This window comes from Sulfobacillus harzensis, from assembly GCF_012933365.1.
GTDB classification, from domain to species: domain Bacteria; phylum Bacillota; class Sulfobacillia; order Sulfobacillales; family Sulfobacillaceae; genus Sulfobacillus_B; species Sulfobacillus_B harzensis.
Map to the genome: position 1 here is coordinate 14,881 of NZ_JABBVZ010000039.1, position 21,383 is coordinate 36,263.

20 protein-coding genes, 3 tRNA genes and 1 riboswitch are annotated in these 21,383 nt (G+C 56.0%); of the genes, 8 read left to right on the forward strand and 15 right to left on the reverse strand.

The window, feature by feature from the left end; translation table 11 throughout:
* Positions 1-3 precede the first annotated feature (3 nt).
* The 5 genes from flgK to HIJ39_RS12105 all read right to left on the reverse strand — a co-directional run bounded on the left by flgK (position 4) and on the right by HIJ39_RS12105 (position 2,848).
* Entirely contained in the window at positions 4-1,458 is a 1,455-nt protein-coding gene (gene flgK, locus HIJ39_RS12085) for a flagellar hook-associated protein FlgK (protein ID WP_169100025.1), read from the reverse strand.
* A gap of 20 nt (positions 1,459-1,478) precedes the next feature.
* Entirely contained in the window at positions 1,479-1,820 is a 342-nt protein-coding gene (locus tag HIJ39_RS12090) for a hypothetical protein (protein WP_169100027.1), read from the reverse strand.
* Positions 1,821-1,825: 5 nt separating this feature from the next.
* Positions 1,826-2,245: a DUF327 family protein gene (locus tag HIJ39_RS12095; protein ID WP_169100029.1), complete on the reverse strand. Its 420-nt coding sequence runs from the start codon at positions 2,243-2,245 to the stop codon at positions 1,826-1,828.
* Positions 2,246-2,326: 81 nt separating this feature from the next.
* Complete coding sequence (locus HIJ39_RS12100; RefSeq protein WP_169100031.1) at positions 2,327-2,530, reverse strand: aspartyl-phosphate phosphatase Spo0E family protein; 204 nt, start codon at positions 2,528-2,530, stop codon at positions 2,327-2,329.
* A gap of 87 nt (positions 2,531-2,617) precedes the next feature.
* Positions 2,618-2,848, reverse strand: coding sequence for a hypothetical protein (locus tag HIJ39_RS12105; RefSeq protein WP_169100033.1), 231 nt, complete (start codon positions 2,846-2,848; stop codon positions 2,618-2,620).
* A gap of 150 nt (positions 2,849-2,998) precedes the next feature.
* On the opposite strand from HIJ39_RS12105, the gene HIJ39_RS12110 reads away from it, so the two are divergent.
* The 3 genes from HIJ39_RS12110 to HIJ39_RS12120 all read left to right on the forward strand — a co-directional run bounded on the left by HIJ39_RS12110 (position 2,999) and on the right by HIJ39_RS12120 (position 3,245).
* Positions 2,999-3,075, forward strand: a tRNA-Met gene (locus HIJ39_RS12110).
* Between the two features lie 2 nt (positions 3,076-3,077).
* Positions 3,078-3,154 (forward strand) — tRNA-Met (locus tag HIJ39_RS12115).
* Between the two features lie 15 nt (positions 3,155-3,169).
* Positions 3,170-3,245: transfer RNA gene (locus tag HIJ39_RS12120), tRNA-Lys, on the forward strand.
* A gap of 191 nt (positions 3,246-3,436) precedes the next feature.
* Here the strand turns inward: HIJ39_RS12120 and HIJ39_RS12125 are convergent.
* The 9 genes from HIJ39_RS12125 to HIJ39_RS12165 all read right to left on the reverse strand — a co-directional run bounded on the left by HIJ39_RS12125 (position 3,437) and on the right by HIJ39_RS12165 (position 15,579).
* Complete coding sequence (locus HIJ39_RS12125; protein WP_169100034.1) at positions 3,437-3,991, reverse strand: hypothetical protein; 555 nt, start codon at positions 3,989-3,991, stop codon at positions 3,437-3,439.
* Complete coding sequence (locus HIJ39_RS12130) at positions 3,988-5,265, reverse strand: NAD(P)/FAD-dependent oxidoreductase (RefSeq protein WP_169100036.1); 1,278 nt, start codon at positions 5,263-5,265, stop codon at positions 3,988-3,990. Before HIJ39_RS12130 ends, HIJ39_RS12125 begins: the two co-directional genes overlap by 4 nt.
* A 234-nt stretch (positions 5,266-5,499) precedes the next feature.
* A complete protein-coding gene (locus tag HIJ39_RS12135; protein WP_243239601.1) occupies positions 5,500-6,891 on the reverse strand; it encodes a cytochrome ubiquinol oxidase subunit I in 1,392 nt (463 codons plus the stop codon).
* Positions 6,892-6,983: 92 nt separating this feature from the next.
* On the reverse strand, positions 6,984-7,997 hold the full coding sequence (cydB, locus tag HIJ39_RS12140) for a cytochrome d ubiquinol oxidase subunit II (RefSeq protein WP_169100038.1): 1,014 nt from the start codon (positions 7,995-7,997) through the stop codon (positions 6,984-6,986).
* A 316-nt stretch (positions 7,998-8,313) separates the two neighbouring features.
* Positions 8,314-10,065 (reverse strand): thiol reductant ABC exporter subunit CydC, encoded by a 1,752-nt coding sequence (cydC, locus tag HIJ39_RS12145; RefSeq protein WP_169100040.1) that lies wholly within the window; start codon positions 10,063-10,065, stop codon positions 8,314-8,316.
* Positions 10,034-11,791 carry a thiol reductant ABC exporter subunit CydD gene (gene cydD / locus HIJ39_RS12150; protein WP_169100042.1) on the reverse strand — a complete coding sequence of 586 codons (1,758 nt, stop codon included), beginning with the start codon at positions 11,789-11,791 and terminating at the stop codon, positions 10,034-10,036. Before cydD ends, cydC begins: the two co-directional genes overlap by 32 nt.
* 482 nt (positions 11,792-12,273) lie before the next feature.
* Positions 12,274-13,740, reverse strand: coding sequence for a sodium:solute symporter family protein (locus HIJ39_RS12155; RefSeq protein ID WP_169100044.1), 1,467 nt, complete (start codon positions 13,738-13,740; stop codon positions 12,274-12,276).
* A 5-nt stretch (positions 13,741-13,745) separates the two neighbouring features.
* Positions 13,746-13,961, reverse strand: a complete 216-nt coding sequence (locus HIJ39_RS12160) for a DUF3311 domain-containing protein (RefSeq protein ID WP_169100046.1) — start codon at positions 13,959-13,961, stop codon at positions 13,746-13,748.
* Between the two features lie 25 nt (positions 13,962-13,986).
* Positions 13,987-15,579, reverse strand: a complete 1,593-nt coding sequence (locus tag HIJ39_RS12165; RefSeq protein WP_169100048.1) for an amidohydrolase — start codon at positions 15,577-15,579, stop codon at positions 13,987-13,989.
* Positions 15,580-15,653: 74 nt separating this feature from the next.
* Positions 15,654-15,779, reverse strand: a riboswitch (cyclic di-AMP (ydaO/yuaA leader).
* Positions 15,780-16,123: 344 nt separating this feature from the next.
* Here HIJ39_RS12165 and HIJ39_RS12170 point away from each other — a divergent pair.
* The 5 genes from HIJ39_RS12170 to HIJ39_RS12185 all read left to right on the forward strand — a co-directional run bounded on the left by HIJ39_RS12170 (position 16,124) and on the right by HIJ39_RS12185 (position 20,644).
* Positions 16,124-16,891 carry an IclR family transcriptional regulator gene (locus tag HIJ39_RS12170; protein WP_169100050.1) on the forward strand — a complete coding sequence of 256 codons (768 nt, stop codon included), beginning with the start codon at positions 16,124-16,126 and terminating at the stop codon, positions 16,889-16,891.
* A gap of 7 nt (positions 16,892-16,898) precedes the next feature.
* The gene (locus tag HIJ39_RS12175; protein WP_169100052.1) at positions 16,899-18,098 is read left to right on the forward strand and encodes a CaiB/BaiF CoA transferase family protein; all 1,200 of its coding nucleotides are present in this window, start codon (positions 16,899-16,901) and stop codon (positions 18,096-18,098) included.
* 47 nt (positions 18,099-18,145) lie between these two features.
* Positions 18,146-18,583 (forward strand): beta/alpha barrel domain-containing protein, encoded by a 438-nt coding sequence (locus HIJ39_RS24145; RefSeq protein WP_243239603.1) that lies wholly within the window; start codon positions 18,146-18,148, stop codon positions 18,581-18,583.
* Positions 18,584-18,634: 51 nt separating this feature from the next.
* Positions 18,635-20,005: an MFS transporter gene (locus tag HIJ39_RS24150; protein ID WP_243239604.1), complete on the forward strand. Its 1,371-nt coding sequence runs from the start codon at positions 18,635-18,637 to the stop codon at positions 20,003-20,005.
* A 327-nt stretch (positions 20,006-20,332) separates the two neighbouring features.
* On the forward strand, positions 20,333-20,644 hold the full coding sequence (locus tag HIJ39_RS12185) for a hypothetical protein (protein ID WP_169100056.1): 312 nt from the start codon (positions 20,333-20,335) through the stop codon (positions 20,642-20,644).
* Between the two features lie 261 nt (positions 20,645-20,905).
* Here the strand turns inward: HIJ39_RS12185 and HIJ39_RS12190 are convergent.
* Positions 20,906-21,383, reverse strand: a 478-nt coding sequence (locus HIJ39_RS12190) for a hypothetical protein (RefSeq protein ID WP_169100058.1), incomplete at its 5' end; no start/stop codon positions are given.

Genomic DNA, 21,383 nt, shown 5'->3' on the forward strand with positions numbered 1-21,383 from the left:
TTTCTAGCCGACCGCCGACAAGAGACTTTGAATCATCGTCTGCTGGGTGGTGATGAGTTTAGCGGCCGCCTCATAGCTTTGCTGCTCTTGAATCATGTTGACCGACTGCTGATTTAAGTCCACGCCGGTGACCGAGGATAATTCGTTTTTCAGCGACGTCAGCGTGTTTTGGCTGTCGGTGGATAAGTTTGAGGCGTTTTGTCCATCAATGCCGACTTGTCCCACCACGGACTGGTAGTAGCCAGCCAGCGTGGTTGTAGAGTTGCCAATAGCCAATGAGGTATTGGAGAGGGTGTTGTACAAGCTTTCGGCATGACTTCCGTCACCGGGGGCATTAGAACTGGAGGCTGCCGCCAATTGATTCGCGCTGAGACTGCTGCTGACCTTAATGTCACTTGCGGAAATGGTCGGCGGTACCCCGGCTGGACCTGCGGCTGCCACGAAAAATGTCGCCCCGGGATTATTGTTCAGATCGTAGCCGGCCGCCTGCCCAGTGTTGACGGCGGTCGCCAGCGCTTGCGCAATGTTGTCCAGCTTCTGACCATATCCGGTAAGATATCCCGCCTTCAGGCCGCTCGACAGGCTTCCGTTAATGGAATTGGTGTATAAGAGTGCAATATTGCCAGCCAGCGATCCGGACTGAATTTGCACGTCGCTCCCGGTATCTTGCCATTGGGGTACGGTAATCTTCGTCGAACCGTAGGTTGAACTGGTCGCATTGATTTGGTAGGTTCGCTCCCCGGTCACCAACGGGTGCGATCCGATGTAGACGTCCAGGGAGTTGGCAGGACCGTTAGCATAGCTGACATGGACCAGTTTGGTCAGCTCGGTGAGCAGTTGCCCCCGTTGATCGAGAAGATCATTCGGTTGCTGGCCCGACGTGCTCACGGTGGCAATTTGGCCATTCAACTTCGCGATCTGCCCGGCCAATTGATTGACTTGGCTCACCTGGCTCACAATATTCTGATTGACGCCCGCCTCTTCGGTGGAAAGCGTGGTGGCCATGCTGTTTAATGTGGATGCCAAGGTTTTGCCGTCTTGAATGACGCTCTCGCGGGCCGACAAACTTTCTGGATTCTGAGAGAGCGTGAGCCAGCTTTGATTAAACTGATTCATCATCTCCGCGAGCCCCCCGTTTTGGGGCTCTTGAAAAATGTTTTGCACCTGATTCAAACCCTGGCTTAAGGCCGTGGCGTAGCTTTCCGCGCTGGTCTGATTGCGCACGCTGGAGGACAAAAAGGCATTGGTTGCCCGAGTCACCGCGGTGGCGGTAACCCCGTTGCCAATTAGTGTCGTGGGCATGACCGCATCCGGTGCCGGCGCGTTTTCGGTCAGATTGACCGATTCTACGTGGTAGCCAGGAGTGGTGGCATTGGCCATATTGTTCCCGGTTACGTCCAATGCCAATTGTTGAGCGGCAATCGCTTGCGAAGCGATGCCAAGCACTTCAAAACCCATCCCGTGACCTCCTTGTCACTTTAAACCCCGATATCCAGCCCGGTTCGTTGGTCGGGCTTAATGCCGACCAACGCTTTGAGATAGGCGATGTAGCCGAGATGCTCTTCCAATAAATTGCCGAGGTATTCTTCGCGATTCGCCCAACGGGTGATATGGCTCGCCAACTCCGCCCGCTCCTCCTCAGTCATGGCTGCAATTTCAAAAATCTCCGCATTAATGCGGTACATGGGGTCAATCTGCTCTTGCAGCAAGTCGACCAACTCTGCTGACTTTCGACCAAGGACCGCCTGAATCTTTTTCTCGGTGATCCGTTCCAACTCCTCGAGGTCCCGCAAAACTTGGGGAAACTTTTTCGCCGTCATCGGCCTCACATCCATAAATCCAACAGCAGGCCTCGAATGGCGTCCAGTCGTCGAGCCAATTGGGTTGCGGGGTGGCGCAGCCGGATATCCTCCAAGAGGTCATCCAGTGCGCGATTAATCTGCACGATATGGACCATTTGCCGAAACCGGCCTTTAGGTGACCAATAGGTGGACGACTTGGCCTGATGGCGCACGAGAGCCTGATTAAGCAAATCGCGTACCGTATCTAAATATTGGCTGATGTGCGGGTCGGTGGGGTTGTCCAGCACCATCCCCTCAGACTGCGACAATTGCTGCCAGAGCGCTTCTTCTGCTGGCAACAGGCGAACAGATGCGGAACGGTCGGAGGATTCCGATGCAGGAGTTCGAGATACGACGTCGGCCGTATGAGAGGAGTCGGCGACAACATTGAGTTTGATCGACATGAGACGCACCACCTTGTCCCTATTCTAAAGGCAAGCGGTGCGTCTCATCGAAGAATTACGGGTAATTCCCCTCTTTTTGGCTTAGCCAATCATGGATTCATTTCCTGATTGCGCTCGCCAATACATCTGCACGGAAACAATATGTTCATCAATTTCCTGACTGAGACGGATGACCTCAGGATCCAGATTCCCACGCTGCGCGGCCAACATCCACATGCGGTGCTTGAGCTGCTTAATCTGTTCGATGATAGAGCGGTATTCCGATGCGGTGCGAATAGATCTCATGGATGCTTGTCCCCCGTTGAAGAAAGTACGGCTATTGTATCGCAGCCAGGGACAGCCAACAAGATTTTCCAAAAAAGGATCATTCGACTATTTTCGCGTCGGGCTCCAGCGTCTGACCTGATCCCGCATCCAATGCGCCATCAGCTCCGGACTTGTGACGCCGGCTCGGCGAGCTTCAGCCCGAAACTGATCGAAGAGCGCGAAAACTTGTTCCCGCTGGGTTTGGTGTTCGGGCGTCGTCTCAATGCGCAGTTGGTATCCGCGTTCCGTCCTATCGACGGCAAATTCGATGCCTGCTAAGCGAGCCTTCTTTTCCATCGTTCACCCTCCCTGCAAGTGCCGGGTATTAGTGCTTTGATTTTAGTGTATCATAGGAGCAGGGAATGATGATTCTCTGGATAATTTTTGTCCTTGACACTCATTCGGGAAGCCGATAATATATCTAGTGTTCCCGATGAGGCGTCACATCGCGGGGTAGAGCAGCCAGGTAGCTCGTCGGGCTCATAACCCGGAGGTCGCAGGTTCAAATCCTGTCCCCGCAACCAACGGCGGCGTAGCTCAGTTGGTTAGAGCACACGGTTCATACCCGTGACGTCGGTGGTTCGAGTCCACCCGCCGCTACCAACTCAACCTTCATACGGGCCATTAGCTCAACTGGCAGAGCAGGGGACTCTTAATCCCAAGGTTGTAGGTTCGACCCCTACATGGCCCACCATTTGAAACCCGCATCCGCAATGGATTGCGGGATTTTTGTATTGCAGCGGGCGCAGAAATGGGTGAACGGTGTTTTAGCCACCTTTGGAGACGTCCCAATCTGAGAAAGGGCCTGGACGGTTTTGCTAAGTGTGAATTCCAGACCCTTCTTTGGCGTCATCCGCTGGGTGATGGCTGCCCCAACGAACGTATTTAGTGTTGCAGAGGCGGGCTGTCCCGTTGGGGATCGGATTGCATGACGGCGCGAATTTTTCCCGCGGTCATTCCCATCATACGGAGTCCTGCTTGGACATCCTTGTCCATCATCAGCCGCATGAGACCCCCGAGTCCCCCTAATCCCGCGGTGTCGGCGTGTGTGACATCGCCCAACTCGCGGGACAGCGTCCGAATGGTGGCGGGGACGTTATTGTGGCGCGCTTTTTCGAGCGTTGCCAGCGCCACCATATTGATGTTTTCTTGGGTTAAAACCGACGCCATCATATCGATGACGGAGCGGATTTGCGCCAGAACGCCTTTCTCGTGCCATTCCGTCAGCAGTTCGAGGACCTCACGCACCGCAGCGAGCGTATTCGATGGGGCTAAGGTCATGAGCGAGGCCAGGTAATCAACCGAGACCGCGCCCATGGGGCCGTCCAGGGCGCGATCAAAGACCGCGACGATTTCGCCCAAGCGTGCCAGGCCCCGCCATTGGTCGTCCGATAGAGGAATGGATGGCGTCTCGCCCGTCGATGTGAACGTGGTACTCATACGCCTACTTCCTTTCCCAGCATTTCCGCAAAGAAGTCAGCCGCGGGCAATCCCCACGGGGGGACCTTGCCCTTGGTCCGGAAGAACATGTCCTTGTACTGTAACTTCAACAGGAAGGGGATATGGCCCATCCGAAAGATTTCTCGATCGCCGCCATACCAGGTGTTGGAGCTGATGTAGAAGGCTTCATTGTGGCCCATGTCGCCGATACAATCGACGATGGGATTCATGCGCTCCTCCCCTGGGGCAATGTGCATAAGCCCCAAGTCTTGGCAGATCTGCCGGGCTGCCACCTCGGCGCCCATGTGAGCCAAAATGCCCAGCTTCGGCACGGTGACGGCTGCCGCGTCTCCACACGCGAAGACGTTGGCATAGCGGGGATTGCGCATGGTCATGTCGGTTTCCACAAATCCGACGTCGTCGGAGATGGGCAAGTTCTGAAGGAATTCGTGCGGCACCCAATCCGGAAAGATAATTTTCAGTTCGGCCTCGATGCTGGGGCCCTCGACAAATTCAATCCCGTCCTGCGTAATCCGGCGGATATCGTAGGTCTTGTTGACGTAGTGGTAGCCCATCTTTCCGGCTAAACCCAACAGCGTTTTCACAATCCCCATCCCAGCATCCTCGGCAATCCATTCGGCCGGGGTAAACACGGTGACATTAGACGGACCGCCAAAGTTATGCGTTTGGAGCCAACGCCCGATGCTGAGCGTGACCTCCACCGGGGGGCCCTCGCAAGCGGCTTCGGCTTGCGGTACGTATTGATGCGATCTACTGCCTTGGTGAAATCGTGCCGAACCAACCGCCACCGGTCCGCCCTGGTATTCGGAATAGAGATAGCGGCGCAATTGGTTGCCGTAATAGGTATCACTGACGGTATGGCCAAATTCGGCAAATCCCTCGATTTGATCATACGCCAAGCGTGCGCCGACGGCGATGACGACATAGTCATACTGGAGCTTGGCCGTCGCGCTCCCGAGCCGTTCGGTCGGCAAGAATTCAATGGTGCGAGATTCCACGTCGATGGATTGCACATCCCCTTGGATGAAATGCAAATCGTCCTCTTTCATGGCGGGCTCGAGGGGCATATGCATGGAATAAAGGGGATCCCGGTTTTCTAACACTTCAATACCGATATTGGGGACGAACAGCAAATAAGGCTTCCGATCAATGACGGTAATATCCACGGCATCTTTGCCGTATTCCCGGATCTTTTGTGCGGCGCCAAGTCCGGCAAAATTCGACCCAAGCACCACGATGTGGGGTTTTGCCATATCCTCACCTCCACCGTTTGTGTGCCCCGTGGGTTCCCATGATAGTCTGGTATTCCCTGGAACCATTAGCGTTCGGGCACATTTCTGGTTGCCGCATGATCCACGGACACCCGGAGCATCGACAGGTACCTAGAGAAGCACTCCTGTCGAACTGATGGCTATGCCGGTCCCCAGCGCTTAAAGCACGGTCAAGCAGACCGGTATAAAAACAGCTGTCTTCCCCATAGCCTTCGTCTACTCAGGCTGCACGATGCCGTCCTCCGATGGGTTCAGGTGCGCCTCGTTGGCCTCGGGGCCCAATCGGATGAACTTCAACAAGAGGCCAACTTCAATAATGCCCATAACCAAATAGAGGAGGGTAAAGCCGATGAAGGTGATGGCCACCTCATAGATGGGGACAGTTGGAGAGACGCCGTTGACGGTTTTTTGTAGCCCAAAGACAATCCATGGTTGACGCCCGACTTCTGTCATAACCCACCCCGCGATGTTGGCCAGAGACGGGAGAACAATGGACCAGGTCATGAGTTTGAGAAAGCCTGGGCGTTCCACCAATCGGTGGGTGCGTAGAAGCCATAAGCCCCACACAGCCACCACGGCCATCACCATGCCGATTAAAATCATGAATCGGAAACTCCAATAGGTCGCGAGGATTGGCGGAACATAGTAGCCGGGACCATAACGATGCACATATAGGTGCTGCAGGGTGGAAATGCCCCGGACCTGGCCTGTCAGCCGGTTGTAGGCGAGGATGGACAGCATGTAAGGAATCGGGATCGAGAACCAAGTGTGGCGGGTCACGGGATTGAAAAAGGAAACAATGCTCCAGGAGGCGTGTAGCCCACTGTTGTTCCACAGCGCCTCCGAGGCCGCCATTTTCATCGGCTGGGCAAAAATCAAATGCTGTGCCTGGTCATGCCCCATGATAACCACGAGAACGCTGCCAACCGCTGCCACTAATAGGCCGAGAGTCATGGCGGGCGTAAACCAGTCCCGGTATTTCTTCTGAGTGCGGACGAAGTAAGCGCTGATGGCGGCCACAAAGAAGCCGCCAGTTGTCAGGGCGGCCGCTTCCACGTGGGGGAATTCGACCCAAAGCTGTGGATTTCCCAAGAGAGCGAAGAAGTTGGTCATGGCGGCATGACCCTTAATCATTTTGTAGCCCACCGGTTCCTGCATAAAAGAGTTGGCTGTTAGAATCCAGAAGGCGGAGAGGCTGGTGCCAATCGCCACGAGCCACATCGACCATGCATGCATTCGAGGCGACACGCGGTCCCAGCCAAAGATCCAGATGCCGATAAAGGTCGACTCCATGAAGAAAGCCGCTAGGGCTTCGACGGCCAGCGGAGCGCCGAAGACGTCGCCGACAAACCGTGAATAATTGGACCAGTTCATGCCGAACTGGAATTCCTGCAAGATGCCTGTGACAACGCCCACGGCGAAGTTAATCAAAAAGAGCCGTCCGAAGAAATCCAGCACCTTGCGATCTTCCGTGCGCCGCGTTTTCCAGTAGCGGGTTTCGAGAATGGCGAGCATAAAGGCCATGCCGATGGTTATGGGCACAAATAAAAAGTGATAAATGATCATGGTGCCAAATTGCAGGCGGGCCAGTCCAACATCGGTCATCATGCATGACTCCCTTGCCGAATATCGTGGATAGCGTCTAGCACTTGGGGCGTGGAGTTCCTTCAATTGGCACGGTCAATCCGCGAGCCGCGCCATTAGTAGTGCCAGGTGTCTTTAAACGAAACACGCTGTCGAAAGACCCAATACGTCCACGCTTGGTACGCCAACACAAAGGGCAATACGGTCACGGCGACAATCGTCATGACCCGAAGGCTGTAAGTGTTGGATGCCGCATTGTAAATCGTCAGACTCCAACGGGGATTAAGGCTGGAAATCATCACCCGCGGGAAGAGGGCCAAGAACACGCTAATCGTAGAAAGGACAATGGCTAAGGCGGTCGTAAAGAAGGCCCATTCACGATGCCGGCCGGGCAGCAGGAAGCGGACGGCGATGATGCTGGCACCTGCCAGAACCGGAATGGGGCCGGGATCGACGCCCAGCGTGTGCGCGAAATTGGCATAGAGATAACTCATCGCGACAAAGGCAAAGTACATCAAGGTCGCCCATCGTCCCGCCTGGTAGGCGACCTTATGGGCTCGCTCAGCCAGCTCTTCGGGAGCCTTCAAGTCCAAATATAATGCGCCGTGCAGGAGGAACAGCAGCAGCGTGGCTAAGGCGCCGACAATGGCGTAGGGATTGAGGAGGGTCAAGAAATTGCCGACATAGTCCATGTGTTGATTAATGGGAACCCCGTGCAGGAGATTGCCCATCGCGAGCCCCCAGACAATCGGCGGAATGATGCTGCCGACGACAATCATGGCGTCCCAGCGTGTCCGCCATTCGGGACGGGCGTCCTTGCTGCGAAATTCGAGTGCGACACCCCGCAAGATGAGCGCAGCCAAGAGCAGGGCTAATCCCAGGTAAAATCCACTGAACAGCGTGGCATACCAGTTGGGGAAGGCGGCAAATAGTGCACCGCCGGCCGTGATTAGCCACACCTCATTAGCGTCCCATACCGGTCCGATCGTGGCAATAATGGCTCGGCGTTCCTGATCGGTGCGCCCAATCCAAGGAACCAGCATTCCTACCCCGTAGTCGAACCCTTCAAGTACAAAATACCCAACAAACAACACCGCGATAAGCACAAACCAGATAGCCGGCAGCGACACCCGGAGCGCCTCCCTTTAAGCCTTTTGCAGTTGTCGTTTAGGGTGGCCCGATTCCATGGGATTAATGCAAAATCTTGGATGCTGTAGTTAGGGAGGGCGCCAATTCGCGATGGATGGTTGATAGGCAAGGCATCGAGGCCGCGTTGACGAAGGTATCCAGCCTGCGTTGAAGCCCGTGGGACAATGCCGTCACTTGGACACACCGCGGTGCATCGGGCCTTATCTGGGCGATTTGGCGCATAGAAGTTCGAAGCGCGTCTCGATTCAGAGCCGATGGGCATTGTCTCGGGACGGGCTCGGGTGGCTTCCGTCGCCTTCATGAGGTTAAGGAGTCATCCCTTGATGCCATGTGTGCCGACAATAAAGCGAGGCGTAAAAGGCTCTGCGCAACGGGATGAGAAGCCACCTGCCGCGGTGTGCCATGGTCGACGATGCGACCATCCATTAAGACAACCACCTCGTCCACTAAATCGAGGTTAATGGCGCTATGGGTAATCCAGAGCACCGAGCGTCGGCTGGCCCATTGCATGAGGTCCTCCATCACGGTGCGCTCGCTAATCGGATCTAGACCTTCGGTGGGCTCATCGAGCAGCAGGATCGGTGCGTTCTTAAGAACCGCACGGGCAATGGCTAAGCGTTTAATTTCACCGCCTGACAGGGTGGTGCCGCGCTCACCTAAGAGGGTGTCCAACCCTTTAGGCAAACGATTAACCAGCGCAAGCATGCCCGAAAGACGGAGAGCCTCCAATAGGGCGTCCTCTGAGGCATCAGGGGCGGCCAGCTGCAGATTGGCCCGCAGGGTGTCGTGAAAAATATGCGGGAATTGATTCACCACCCCAAACAAGCGGCGAGCCGCTTCGGTGTCCCATTCCCTGAGCTCCGTCTGGTCCAATTGGATGCTTCCCTCGTTGTAGGCTAAGAGGCTAGCCAACAGATTGACCAAGGAGCTCTTTCCCGAACCATTGGGTCCAATCAGCGCCACGTGTTGCCCCGGGGCTAACGTCAGGGTTACCCGGTCCAGAATCGGTTGGACGCGGTCTCCCAGGACAAGGCTCACGTCTTTGACGACTAAGGCGGGGACTTCCGGCGGTTTTTGCGATCGTCCCTTTCCGTAGCTTTGGGATTCTTCGCGGCTTCTCAGTTCCCGTATGCGCGCTGCCGCCTGAGCCAAACCGCTGACGTCTTGAAAAGCGCTCGGAAGACCCGAGACAATTTCGAAGCTCGCCAATGCCAACAGGGCGACAACCGGTACGAAAATGGGCCGCAACTGATGCCGCTGTGCTTCCATGATGCTGACTTGCAAGACCACCCACATTCCGGCCCAGGTGACAAATAGCGACGTCGCGCTGAAGAGTCCAGTGATGCGGATCAGATGTCGCTTCGCTTCGTGCAGGCGTTGTTGCAGCTGGTCGACATGCCTTTTTGCAAAGCCTTCCAAGTGGAGCGCGCGGATATCTGTCGACCCATAAAGCAACTCCACCAACGCTGCCGTCAGACGTCCTTTTAAATCGACTTGTTGCGCGCGGGATATTTTGGCCATGCGAAAAGCGCTCCAGGAGAGCAGGGTGGCGGATACGACCAGCATAACGGTTAGACCGAGGGCAATCAGCGGGTTTAACCAAAGGCCAATGGCCAGCACCATGAGAAGTCCGAGAATCGCTATGATGACGGGTTCAAAGAATCCGATTATGAGGTTCTCAAGACTGTCCACGTCGTGGCCGAGGCGGCTCAGAATCTCGCCGCTGCCTCGGCCCTTGAGGACGCTCCACGTTTCCCGCTCGATTGCCTGATACAGGTGGGTTTTGAGATCGCGGAGCCAACGCAAGGTAACGTCATGAGCAAAGTACCGATCGAGATAACGAAATGCGGCCCGGGCTGTTCCGAAAAAACGGACCGCGACAATGGGGGTCCATAAGAGAAGGATGGTGCTCGGGTGTTGGGCAGCCTTGGCGATGAGGTAGCTGGAGGTTGACTGCAATCCCAAATTCATGGCCACGGTCGCGGCGCCGAACAGGAAGGCTAATCCGATTAAGGATCTATAGCGCCGGGTCAGCTTGATAAGCGGCATATTGAGACTCCCTTCCTCGGTAGGCGTCCACTAGAGCACGGTACAGCCCATTCTGTTTGGCGAGTTCTTCTGGGGTCCCCCATTCGACAGCTTCGCCGTTTCTAAGTACCAGCACCCGATCGGCATTAGCGACGGTTGTCAACCGGTGGGCGATGGTAATGGCCGTTCGCCCCTGACGAAGTTCGTCCATGGCCCCCAGCAAGGCCTCCTCACTGACCAAGTCAAGGTTCTGGGTTGGCTCATCAAAGATGACGATGGGGGTATCCAATAAAAAGGCGCGAGCCAAGGCAAGCCGCTGGCGCTGTCCTCCGCTCAGCCGAAGTCCTTCCTGGCCAATTTCGGTATCCCATCCCTTAGGAAGGCGTTGGATGAAATCCCATGCTCCGGAACGGACGAGCGATGCTTGGATTTCAACCCGGGTCGCCTTGGGGGCGACCCGCTGGAGATTGTCGAGTATGGTGCCCTCAAAGAGATACGGATGCTGGGTAACCCAACTCATCTGTCGTCGCCACCAAGCGATATCCAAGGTTTCAAGGGGAACGCCGGCAACCTGAATCGCCCCGGAAAAGGAGGTCGCACCCAGCAATAATTGAATTAAGGTGCTCTTTCCCGAACCGCTGGGACCGACGATGGCCAAGTGGTCGCCTTCGGCCAGCGAGAGGGAAATATCATGGAGCGCCGGCATCGATTGCCCAGGATAGGTATAGGAGACATTCTGCCAAACCAGGGTCCAGGGGCCGGGGTCTGCCAATCGGGTCTCGCCCCCCGGGGCGATGGCCGGAGAAGCGTCTAGGAGGTCAAATATCTGTTGAGCCGCAGTTGCGCCCTTCAGCCCCTCGTGAAACTTGGCGCCCAAGTTGCGCCAAGGGATATAAAACTCGGGAACCAGCACCAACACCATGAAGGCGGTTTCAAAAGACAATGCGGCGTGGATGAGGCGCAGTCCGATGGCCACTGCAACAAAGGCCATGCTTAATGATGCGATGAGTTCCAGCACCATTCCGGATAAAAAGGCTATCTGAAGTGTTGCCATGGTGGACGCCCGAAAGGCTTCGCTCTGGCGATAAATCGTGTTGGTCTGTTCGCGGCTGCGACCAAAGAGTTTCAGGGTATCGAGCCCGTGCAGAACGTCCAGGAAGTGACCATTCAACTGACTCATGAGCACGACTTGCTGCTTTGATTTTGTTTCGGCTTGTCGGCCAATGAGGTACATGAACAGGGGAATGAGGGGCAACGTCAGCAATATGAGCAGTCCGGATATCCAATCATGGACCATAACGCCAATCCATACGATCGCCGGGACGGCAGCAGTAACAATGACTTGCGGGAAGTATTGCGCGAGAAACACCTCGAACTCATCGATGCCTTGGATCGCGAGTGTGGTGAGTGCGCCGGTCTCGGCTCTGGCATCCGCCATCGGCCCCGCTTGAAGCAAAAATGCTACGAATCGTTGCCGAAGTTGCATCTGGGACAAATCAGCACCGCGAAGGGCCCAGTTTTCGTTGGCGCCAGCTAAGAGGGCGCGGAGGGCGATTGCGGCCAACAGCATGATGGATGGAAAACGGACCGCAGCGAGGGTGGCATGACCAATATACACCTGGCTTACGACATGGGCGAGCAACGCTGCCTGCGCGACACTCAGGATGGCGGAAAGGGCCCCGCCGATGGCCAGTTGCACCATAAGTTGTCGGGCTGCATGAATACGCCTAAATAAGCGGAAATCCATCGTCCTGCCTCCTGCGCGCCCCCATTTATTGGGATGGCTGGGCTTCATGGACTTCAGTGTTTCCCCTCACCCTTCGATATATAAGCGTTTGGGAGGGGGGTGACTGAACGTCGGCGGCCCGATCCTTGGACACCAATCAAGGTCAGCAATAAGGACAGCTTCTTTGAAGAAGAGGGGGGTTGGGGCGTGGAGGATCCAATGCTGGGCAACCTACGAAGGTGAGGAATGGGGAAACCCTCCGAGCGATACAAAACAAGGGCAGGTGTCTCGCAGAGACACACTGCCGCGGTGAAGCCAACCCGTTAGGGCTGGAGAACGGAGTATAGAACGGTGCGCGAGAGAGCATGGCCCAACGAGCTTCTGGAGGGATCGGATTTAACTGGGCCACGCTTGTCGGGAATGCTTCACATTGGCTGCCTCGCCACCTTTAAGGCCGATGCCCTTTGGACCTTGTTTCTTGACGAGAACGGGACTTTCTGTAACTAGTCAGCCAATGATACCGAATCCTGAGTCTCCCGGAAGTTTCTGTGAACAATGGGGGTACGTGTTCCGGGGGTAATGAGAGAAATCCCAACCGTGAGTACGATGTTGACCACGAGGGCTAAAAGTCCGAGATTGAGACCCCACGGCTCCATGTGGCCAAAATACATGGCCAAGGCAGCCACATCGCCGCCAACCAGTCCTATGCCGACGCCGATGGGGGTGGCTTTCCGCCAGAACAACAAAGCCATCAAGCCGGGGAAGAATTGCGTGAACCCATAGTACGCCGTATTAATCAGGTTCAGCATCAGGGTGGGGGTCAACACTGTGAGGAGAATACTAATGAACAGATAAATGCCCACGGCAACCTTGGTCCAGCGCTGTACGGTCGATTCCGGTGCGTCCGGCGCCAGATATCCATTAATGAGATTCTTCGCGGCCACCGAGGAAATGGCCAGACTGACGCCGGCCAGCACGAGAATAGCGGACAGAGCAGCTCCAGCGGCAACCACACCCACAAGCCACCCAGGCAACACGTGCATGGCGGCCGCGATGAACGAGAGGTCCGGATTCTTATTCAGTCCCGTCAGGTAGGCCAGACTGAAGAACGCCGAAATGATCAGGAAAGGATACATAATCATGTATAGCGGCATGACCATCTGCGCCTTCTTGACTGCGGCTTTGGACTTGGCAGTGAAGTTGTACTGAATGCCAAAAGGGCTGGTATAGAAGCCCAGGGCCTGAAATACAATCGTGGACAGGACGTAGGGCATGGCGTTTTTGGGACCGGATTTGGGTACGGTCAGGAATGTGGGGCTTACGCGCGCGACATGGTGGAAAATCGGTATGACACCTGCGGCGATGATGATGACCGCAATACCAACGATAAGGATGGAGGCGATCAACAGGGTGTCTTTCAAGATGGAAACCATAGCCGGTGCTCGCATGCCGGCAATTAAAATATAGCCAAAGGCCAAGGCCCCAGCTAGTGTGAGTCCCAATGCCGGATTCAAATGCGGTGCGAAGGCTTCTAGCAGAACTTCGAGTCCGGAAAATTGCAACTGGCCCCAAGGGATCACAAAGATAAGTGATGCCAGCGCGACCACCAGCATCAATCCACGGCTTTTGAAGTGACGGTAGAACAGGTCTGGTCCGGTTTCGGCGCCGTAAAGTTTCCCCGCCTGCCAAAGTAAAGGATTGATAAAATAACCTACAGGATAGGCGAGCAGAATATACCCGAGAAACCATACGGCATATACAGCTCCGCCGGCGTAGATGCCGCCCGGAAACCCAATAATCGTGCCAATGCTGTAGATTTCGCCGACCGCCAGCAAGTAGAAGAGCGGGGTGCCCAACGACCGTCCGGCTACCAAAAAGTCCTCAAGCGACTGTGACTTTCGGTTCCTACGCGACATCCAAGCCAAGAGCAGTGATACCAATAAGGCGAAGATGAGTACGGCGAAAGCCATAAGTATCAGTCCTCCGTTCGACTTGTTTGGGGATTCCGTCCTTCTAAAAGCCACGCGAAAAACAGGCATAGTGCCGTAAGTGGAAACCAGAGGAACATCCAGAAGTAAAGAAACGGAAAGCCCAACACGAACGGATGAACCCGGTCGTACCAGGGAAATAGCGCAACAATCGCAGCAAACGGAACGACCAGCCCAATTAGTACGGCGAAAATGCGATTCATAATCACCCTCCTTACTTTGGGGATGTCAGGACTCCCAGACCGTTTCGCCTGCCACGAGAGTTCGCAGGACATTCGTGCGGCCCAAGACGTCGGGACCTTGGATTAAGGGATTTTCCGACAGAACGGCAAAGTCTGCCCAGAGACCCTCCTTAATGTCGCCCACCAGATGTTCGCGCAATCCCAGGTACGCGGCATCGATCGTGTAGGCTTGCCAGGCCGCCGACAGAGGGATGCGTTGCTCCGGCCCTAGCACTTGCCCGCCCTGGGTGAGCCGCGTGACGGCGGTTGCGATGGAGCCCAAGGGATTAATGGGAGTGACTGGCGCGTCCGAATGGAGGGCGAAGCGTATCCCTTGCCGATATGCAGTATTGAGCGGGTCAAGATCTTGAGCCCGATGCGGTCCCAAGAATTTATCCCGGTGCCGGTCACCCCAGTGATACACGTGGCCAATGAAGAAATTCGGCAAGATGCCCACTCGTGCCATGGCGCGGATGTCTGACGGATGCGCCAACTGGACGTGTTCGATCCGGTGGCGACGGTGAGACCAACCTTCTAAGCCAAGCGCATGGTAATAGGCAGCGATGACGGTCTCAATCGCCTGGTCGCCGTTGGCATGGATGGCGATTTGAAGACCTTGGGTGTGGTATCGGTGAATCATGCTCTCTAATTCTTCCTGGGACTGAACCAGCATTCCCTGCTCCTCAGGTTGATCCCAGTACCCCTCCTTGAGGCGAGCGGTATGTCCTTGGATAGAACCATCCGAAAAGAGCTTGACACCGTTCATAGTCAGGAATGGCGTTGGCGGATCGGGGGGGATAAAAGTGTTGGGGCTGGCGATTCGCACATAGCAGGTGGTTCTCACGCCGAGCGCGCCGGTTGCCTCAGCTGCCTGATAGGCACGCCATATCGACTCCACGCTGGATTCCTGGCCGCCCAGCCCGAGCGCCATGTCTGTACAGGACGTGACTCCCTGTCTGTGACATAACTCTGTGGCGACTCGGATTTGCTCCATCATCTCGTTTTGAGAGGGAGGGGGGATGTGTCGGCTCACCGACTCTAACGCCATAGCTTCCAGCAATAGCCCCGTCAGTTTTCCTTGGCCGTCATGGACAATGCCGGGAATATCGGTGCGGTTGTCAATGCCAGCGATTTCGAACGCCTCGCGGTTGGCTACCGCTAAATGGCCGGAATTATGCATCAGGAACACCGGGTGGTGTGGGGCAGCCCGTGTGAGCTCTTCTGCCGTCGGCGGCCGTCCTTCGGCTAGAAGGCTGTCGTCCCAATGGTGTCCCTGAATCCATGTGCCTGGTGGTAGACGGTGGGCTACCTCGGATACCCGCTGAAGGATATCCTTTACGGAATGATTCTGTGAAGGACCACAGTCAATTTGGGTTTCAAGCTGGCCCATCCACCAGAGATGGGCATGTGATTCCACAAATCCGGGAAAAAGGTGTGCCTCTCCCATGTCCAGGATGTCGACGCCGCTACAGGTATTGAAGTCCTTCTGTTGACCGATTGCTACGATTCGTCCGTCACGGACGAGAACCGCGTTGCCTAGTGATTCGGCTGATCGGGGTGACATGACAGATCCCGCCACAATTAGCCGCTGCTTTTGCAATAAGGTGCCTCCTCGCTGTTCTGGCTTGGGGGGCGCGGCACTGCACCTGAGACCGAAAGGTTAAAGCGGGATCGGTCTTTGCTTTCCACGCCGACGAGGTAAGCTGACGGGCTGGAGCGGGAAAATGCTCTCTGCTGGTGCGCCCCACACAATTGGGTCCCCCGTTCATCCGGGTTGGGATAATTTGGCATACAAAATGGTAATAGTTCCCTTAATTTACCACACAATTGAAAAAGGGGAAAGGCCACCGCACACACTATGTTGGGCAACAGTGGTACATCGTCCGATCACCATCGCCTTAGCAAAACCGACTGTGTCGACAGTCGTCAACCGGACGGAACGGTAAGGACTACCACGCCATCTCGTGGCAAAGTGCGAATGGGCGCTTTTCTTAGCGAAGCTGGTGCGGGTTCGTGTCGAGATCCGGCATGGTCATTCGTACCATCCTGTCTCATAAATGATGTAATAGTTTTTTCGTAATAGCATGGATTTAAGAATAGTGTGATACAATGATTATCACCACGATGCAGATAGGGTGACCACAATGCGGACGGACGAAGGAGAGGGCGTGGCAGTCATTGGCAAGATGGCACGCGTTCTTGATCTATTGGCAGACGACCCCTCTCTCAATCCCTCGCAATTAAGCGCGCGGCTCGGGATGCCGCGAACCACCGTTCATCGGATCTTACAGACGATGATTCGGGAGGGAATCGTGACCGACGCCCATCATGTGGGCTCACGGCTCATTCGATGGGCATGGCGAGCACTCAAAGAATCGGAGCTACGGACGATCAGTGGGCCCGTGCTTGAAAATCTGGTGGGACGCTTTGGGGAGACAGCAAGTCTCTTTGTGCGATCCGGTGCGACCCGCCTCTGTCTGGACCGCCGGGAAGGAACCGAGGCTATTCGTCACAATATTGAGGTTGGTTCCGCTATTCCCATCCATGTGGGATCAGCGGGACGCATTTTATTGGCATGGCTTCAGAATGAAGAACGCAGCAGGTTGATTCAGGCATCAATCGAATGGTCGGGGGTGCCACCGGCGGTTCCGGGGCCGGATTGGCTGGCGATTCGTTCAAGCGGGTGGACGTCAACAGCCGGCGAACGCGACCCCATTTTAGCCTCGGTGAGTGTGCCGGTCTTCGGGGCAGCTCACCAGGTCGTGGCCGCGCTCAGCCTGTCAGGCCCTCGCATGCGGTTCACCCCCGAACGGCTTCGGCTGATGGCCGAAGCGTTGAAGATGGAATCGGTGTTGTTAAGCGAACACATACAGAGTGGAACTCGCGACCCGACCCAACCACAGCAAGGATGAGGCAAGAATGGGAGAAATGGCACTTTACGGAATACGGGTGTTAGAGCTTGGCCAGCTGGTGGCTGCGCCATCCGTTGGACGCATGTTGGCCGATTTAGGGGCGGATGTCATTAAGGTCGAGCCGCTTACTGGAGACCCTTTGCGACATTGGGGCCATGGGCCCCAGGGAGCCTCGTGGTGGTGGCAGATGCAGGCTCGCAACAAACGGCTTGTCGCGCTCGACCTCCACAGCGAGGACGGGCAGCGCGTGGCGCGCGACTTGGCGGCATCGTGCGATGTTTTGGTGGAAAACTTCCGGCCGGGCCGCCTAAGTTCTTGGAATTTAGGCTATGACCAGGTGCGAAACGAAAATCCCGGCATTATCTATGCCAGCATTTCCGGATACGGTCAGACAGGACCCTATCGGGAGCGTGCGGGCTTTGGCAATATCGCCGAAGCGATGGGTGGCCTTCGCTACGTCACGGGATTCCCCGATCGGCCGCCTGTTCGCACGGGGGTATCCATCGGAGATGAATTAGCCGCCTTGCATGCGGTCGTGGGAATCTTGGCAGCCCTATATCAACGGTCAGTGGATCCAGACCGTCGTGGAGACTTTGTGGACGTGGCACTGACCGAGTCGGTCCTGAGCATTATGGAGGGCTTAATTCCCGAGTATGTGAATGGTGGCATTGTGCAGGAGCGGACCGGGAATAACCTCCTTCGTGCGGCTCCGAGCAACATCTATCCAACGCGCGACCAGCAATGGATAGCCATCGGGGCAAATAGTCCGGGTACCTTTCCGAAGTTGACGACGGCAATGAATCGACCGGATATTGCGGCCGATCCCCGTTTCCAAAGCAACGAAGGGCGCGTGCGGTATGTTGACGAGTTGGATTCGGCCATCAGTGAATGGACGGCACGACACGGGCTTCGCGAGTTGGTCGAGTTGTTGGCCGAGGCGGGGGTACCAGCAGGCCCTGTAATGAGTGCCAAGGACATTGTTGAGGATCCCCAGATTCAGGCACGCGGCATGATCCAGTATGCTCCTAGATCGGATGGCACGACGGTGGGAATGTTCGATGTTGTACCGAAGCTCAGGCGGGCTGCAGGCCGGATTCGGTGGGCCGGAGGCAACATTGGAGCACACACTGACGAGGTGCTTCGAGGCGTTCTTCGATATTCACCCGACAAGATTAATCAGCTTCATGCAGACGATGTGGTGCGCTGAAGAAGTTTTTGACCCGCCGGCGTTGGCTTGAGGAAGGGAGCGTGGCCATGAACGAGTCTATTAAGAACGTGCTTGAAATGGCGGCTGCCTATCGGGAGATGGGCGTCGAACAATTGACTTTAGCCGACACCATTGGCTCAGCCGCCCCTCGGCTAGTCAAGGAGCGCTTGCAAGAGGTCCAACAGATCATGGGCGATGTGCCCTTGGCGCTTCATTTACACGACCGATTCGGATTTGGGCTGGCCCCCTTGGCGTTGGCATACGACCTCGGCGTACGGCGTTTTGATAGCGCTTTGGGCGGTTTGGGTGGGTGTCCATACGCGCCCGGCGCGCCAGGCAATTTAGACACTGAGACAGTTGTTCAGTTTTTCGAGGCCGAGGGAATATCCACGGGAATTAACTCCGAGCGATTGGCGCAGGTTCGCCAACGCATTCTTGCAGTTGTGGCTCGCGGTCTTGATGCACCATCCGTTCAGGCCGGATAACCGGGCTGAGCGGCACCGCAATCGATATAAACGTCAAGGAGAGGGTGGCATATGTCGGCTGAAACGTTACCGAATGTCTCGATCGCTGATCGCATGGATCGGCTGCCGCCAGCGAAGTACTTTACACGTCTGGTGGCCCGCGTATCGACCGGGGGCTTATTTGAGTTCTATGAACTCTTCATGGCGGGCTCGGTAGGTGCGGCGCTTGTGGCGGACAAGTTTGTGAGCACCGCCGGTCTGGCGTATTTTGTGGGTTCCGGCTTCTTGGGGATGTTTTTTGGGACCACAATTTTCGGAAGAGTCAGCGATCGGATTGGGCGGCGCAAGGGATACGTCTACTCTATGCTAATTTACTCGCTGTTCACGATCTTAATGGCAGCATCGCCGAACATCGCGTTGGTTGATATCTTCCGACTGTTCGCGGGATTTGGGGTTGGAGCCCAGTTGGTCATTATCGACGCCTACGTCAGCGAGATGACGCCGGCAAGCCGGCGTGGGCACTACATCGCCTTTAGCCAATTCATTACGTTTTGGGCAGTGCCGGTGGTCGCCTTGCTCGCGTATGTGTTAGTCCCCACGCACTTCCTTTGGGCTGGCTGGCGCTGGGTGGTGTTGGTAGCCGCTCTGGGATCGGTCGTGGTCTGGTGGGTCCGCATGGGCCTTCCGGAGACGCCTCGCTGGTATGAAAACCACGGCAAAGTTGCCGAAGCGCACGCCATTATGGATCAAATTGAGAGTGCGGTCGAGAAGGAGACGGGGCCATTGCCGCCGCTGGTGGAACGGCCGCGAGAAATCGAGGTTCATGGCCAATTCGCGGAGATTTGGGTTCCTCCCTATCGCCGCCGAACCATCATGCTGCTCGTCTTCAATCTCTTTCAAACCATTGGATTTTATGGCTTTGCATCGTGGGTCCCAACCTTGCTCGTCAGCGAAGGCGTGACACTACTGCACTCGTTGCTTTACACCTTTGTCATCGCCATTTTCAACCCGCTCGGCCCGGTGTTGGGAATGTGGCTATCCGATAAATGGCAGCGCAAATATCAAATCGTGGTGGTCGCGTTGGCTATCGGGGTATCGGGGCTGATTTTCTCCATGATGCGGATCCCGGCTTGGATTATTATTTTCGGTATTGTGATTACGCTGCTCAACAACTGGTTCAGCACGGTCTTTCACTCGTACCAGGCGGAGTTGTACCCCACGCGGCTTCGCACAACGGGGGTCGGCTTCACATACAGTTGGAGTCGGTTGAGTTCTGCATTTACCGGATTCATCATTGTCGCGCTGCTACACGCGTTCGGTACGGTGGGTGTGTTTAGCTTCATTTCCTTCGCCATGGTTGTGGTGGCGGTGACGATTGGCGGGTTTGGCCCTATGACCAACCGCCGCAGCTTAGAGGAAATCAATGCGAATGCGCAAGCCTAAGGATAACAGGCGGTCGTTCCTCGGGGACGGCCGCTTTTTCTCTTGGAACGAAGCATCCTGACATGACCCCGCGGTCGAGGCAGGTCCAGGCTGCAACATCCGTAGAATAGGGACGGCAGATGGGTTTATGCACGGGGAGCGGAGGAGGACGCGGTATTGGCCGCCATTACCGACTATGCGGCCGGCGGCGTGACGGCCAGCGCGGCGGCCTATGATACCGGCCGATGGCGTTCCTGCGTAAGCCGGACTGCTCGGTGACAGCCTGTAGAGCGCCCTCCCGTGGACGACCGGCGCAAGTCCTAAGAAGCGGTGCGATGAAGCAGGAAGATGGCGACAGCTTTGGTCAGGTATGATCAGAACTGGATAAGTCCATCGGAACGGATGGTGACCGCAACCGAAATCGCTGAACGCGCCCGGGACATCATCCGCGCGACAGGGCTATCCCTCATTGTGGACATTGATACCGGGTACGGCGGCGTGCTGGAGGTTGCCCGGACTGCTCGCGAGATGACGGAGGCCGTCAACGCCCCGCTGTTGGCCAACATGACCGAGTGCGGCCGCACCCCCTACTTTACCGAGCAGCAATTTTGGGCGTTCGGATATCAGGTGTCATTGACCCCGTTTCCGCGCTTCGCGTAGTCGCGAAGGCAGCGTTTGACCTGTTTCAAACCTTGCGGGCCGCGGAAACGCAAAAATCCAAGCTTCACGCCATGCCAACCCGGCAGGAACTCTATGACGCCATTGGTTATTTCGCCTATGAGGCTTTGGATCAGCATATCGCGCAGACGGTTCTGCCTCATACTCCCCCGGACGGGGAGTAGACCAGGCGACGCAGCACACCGTCCCGGCCTGGCTCCCCCTCTTTCGTAGGGTTCCCGGCTGTTCTTTGGGGGACCGGACTCAATCGTTAGGGGGTTGGGCGAACCGGGCGACGGCCTCGGCTGCCAGTCCCGGGGTCTTAGCCTTTCCCCGTACCCAATATCCCCAATAAATGAGAATGGCCAGGACGACAACAATGGCGGACTGAACGACGGGCTGCAATAGGAGCGGGCTGGAGAGGGATGAGAGAGAAATAGATACGATGAAATAGGCCCCGATAATCATTAGCAATATGCCGAGTCCGATGCGCAAGAGGGGATTCTTTGCGATGGCCGAACTGTTGGAGTTCAAGAGATGGGGTGCCCTTCGTGGGAGCGTAAGCATCCCCAACCCCAGAAAAAAGAACACCAACATGACCGACATGACCCGCACTTCGACCCCAAACACGAAGCCGAGTTTTAATGATTCAAACAGGCTGATGGACCGTTCTGATGGACTTGTCCAAGATTGACCATCGTTAAGCAAATAATCAATCTTGTTGCCACCTTCCTGGTTCATC

Bases quoted from the DNA above. Each gene is read 5' to 3' on its own strand.
- flgK (WP_169100025.1), bottom strand. From the start codon at position 1,458: ATGGGTTTTGAAGTGCTTGGCATCGCTTCGCAAGCGATTGCCGCTCAA.
- HIJ39_RS12090 (WP_169100027.1), bottom strand. From the start codon at position 1,820: ATGACGGCGAAAAAGTTTCCCCAAGTTTTGCGGGACCTCGAGGAGTTG.
- HIJ39_RS12095 (WP_169100029.1), bottom strand. From the start codon at position 2,245: ATGTCGATCAAACTCAATGTTGTCGCCGACTCCTCTCATACGGCCGAC.
- HIJ39_RS12100 (WP_169100031.1), bottom strand. From the start codon at position 2,530: ATGAGATCTATTCGCACCGCATCGGAATACCGCTCTATCATCGAACAG.
- HIJ39_RS12105 (WP_169100033.1), bottom strand. From the start codon at position 2,848: ATGGAAAAGAAGGCTCGCTTAGCAGGCATCGAATTTGCCGTCGATAGG.
- HIJ39_RS12125 (WP_169100034.1), bottom strand. From the start codon at position 3,991: ATGAGTACCACGTTCACATCGACGGGCGAGACGCCATCCATTCCTCTA.
- HIJ39_RS12130 (WP_169100036.1), bottom strand. From the start codon at position 5,265: ATGGCAAAACCCCACATCGTGGTGCTTGGGTCGAATTTTGCCGGACTT.
- HIJ39_RS12135 (WP_243239601.1), bottom strand. From the start codon at position 6,891: ATGATGACCGATGTTGGACTGGCCCGCCTGCAATTTGGCACCATGATC.
- cydC (WP_169100040.1), bottom strand. From the start codon at position 10,065: ATGCCGCTTATCAAGCTGACCCGGCGCTATAGATCCTTAATCGGATTA.
- cydD (WP_169100042.1), bottom strand. From the start codon at position 11,791: ATGGATTTCCGCTTATTTAGGCGTATTCATGCAGCCCGACAACTTATG.
- HIJ39_RS12155 (WP_169100044.1), bottom strand. From the start codon at position 13,740: ATGGCTTTCGCCGTACTCATCTTCGCCTTATTGGTATCACTGCTCTTG.
- HIJ39_RS12160 (WP_169100046.1), bottom strand. From the start codon at position 13,961: ATGAATCGCATTTTCGCCGTACTAATTGGGCTGGTCGTTCCGTTTGCT.
- HIJ39_RS12170 (WP_169100050.1), top strand. From the start codon at position 16,124: ATGCGGACGGACGAAGGAGAGGGCGTGGCAGTCATTGGCAAGATGGCA.
- HIJ39_RS12175 (WP_169100052.1), top strand. From the start codon at position 16,899: ATGGGAGAAATGGCACTTTACGGAATACGGGTGTTAGAGCTTGGCCAG.
- HIJ39_RS24145 (WP_243239603.1), top strand. From the start codon at position 18,146: ATGAACGAGTCTATTAAGAACGTGCTTGAAATGGCGGCTGCCTATCGG.
- HIJ39_RS24150 (WP_243239604.1), top strand. From the start codon at position 18,635: ATGTCGGCTGAAACGTTACCGAATGTCTCGATCGCTGATCGCATGGAT.
- HIJ39_RS12185 (WP_169100056.1), top strand. From the start codon at position 20,333: ATGGCGACAGCTTTGGTCAGGTATGATCAGAACTGGATAAGTCCATCG.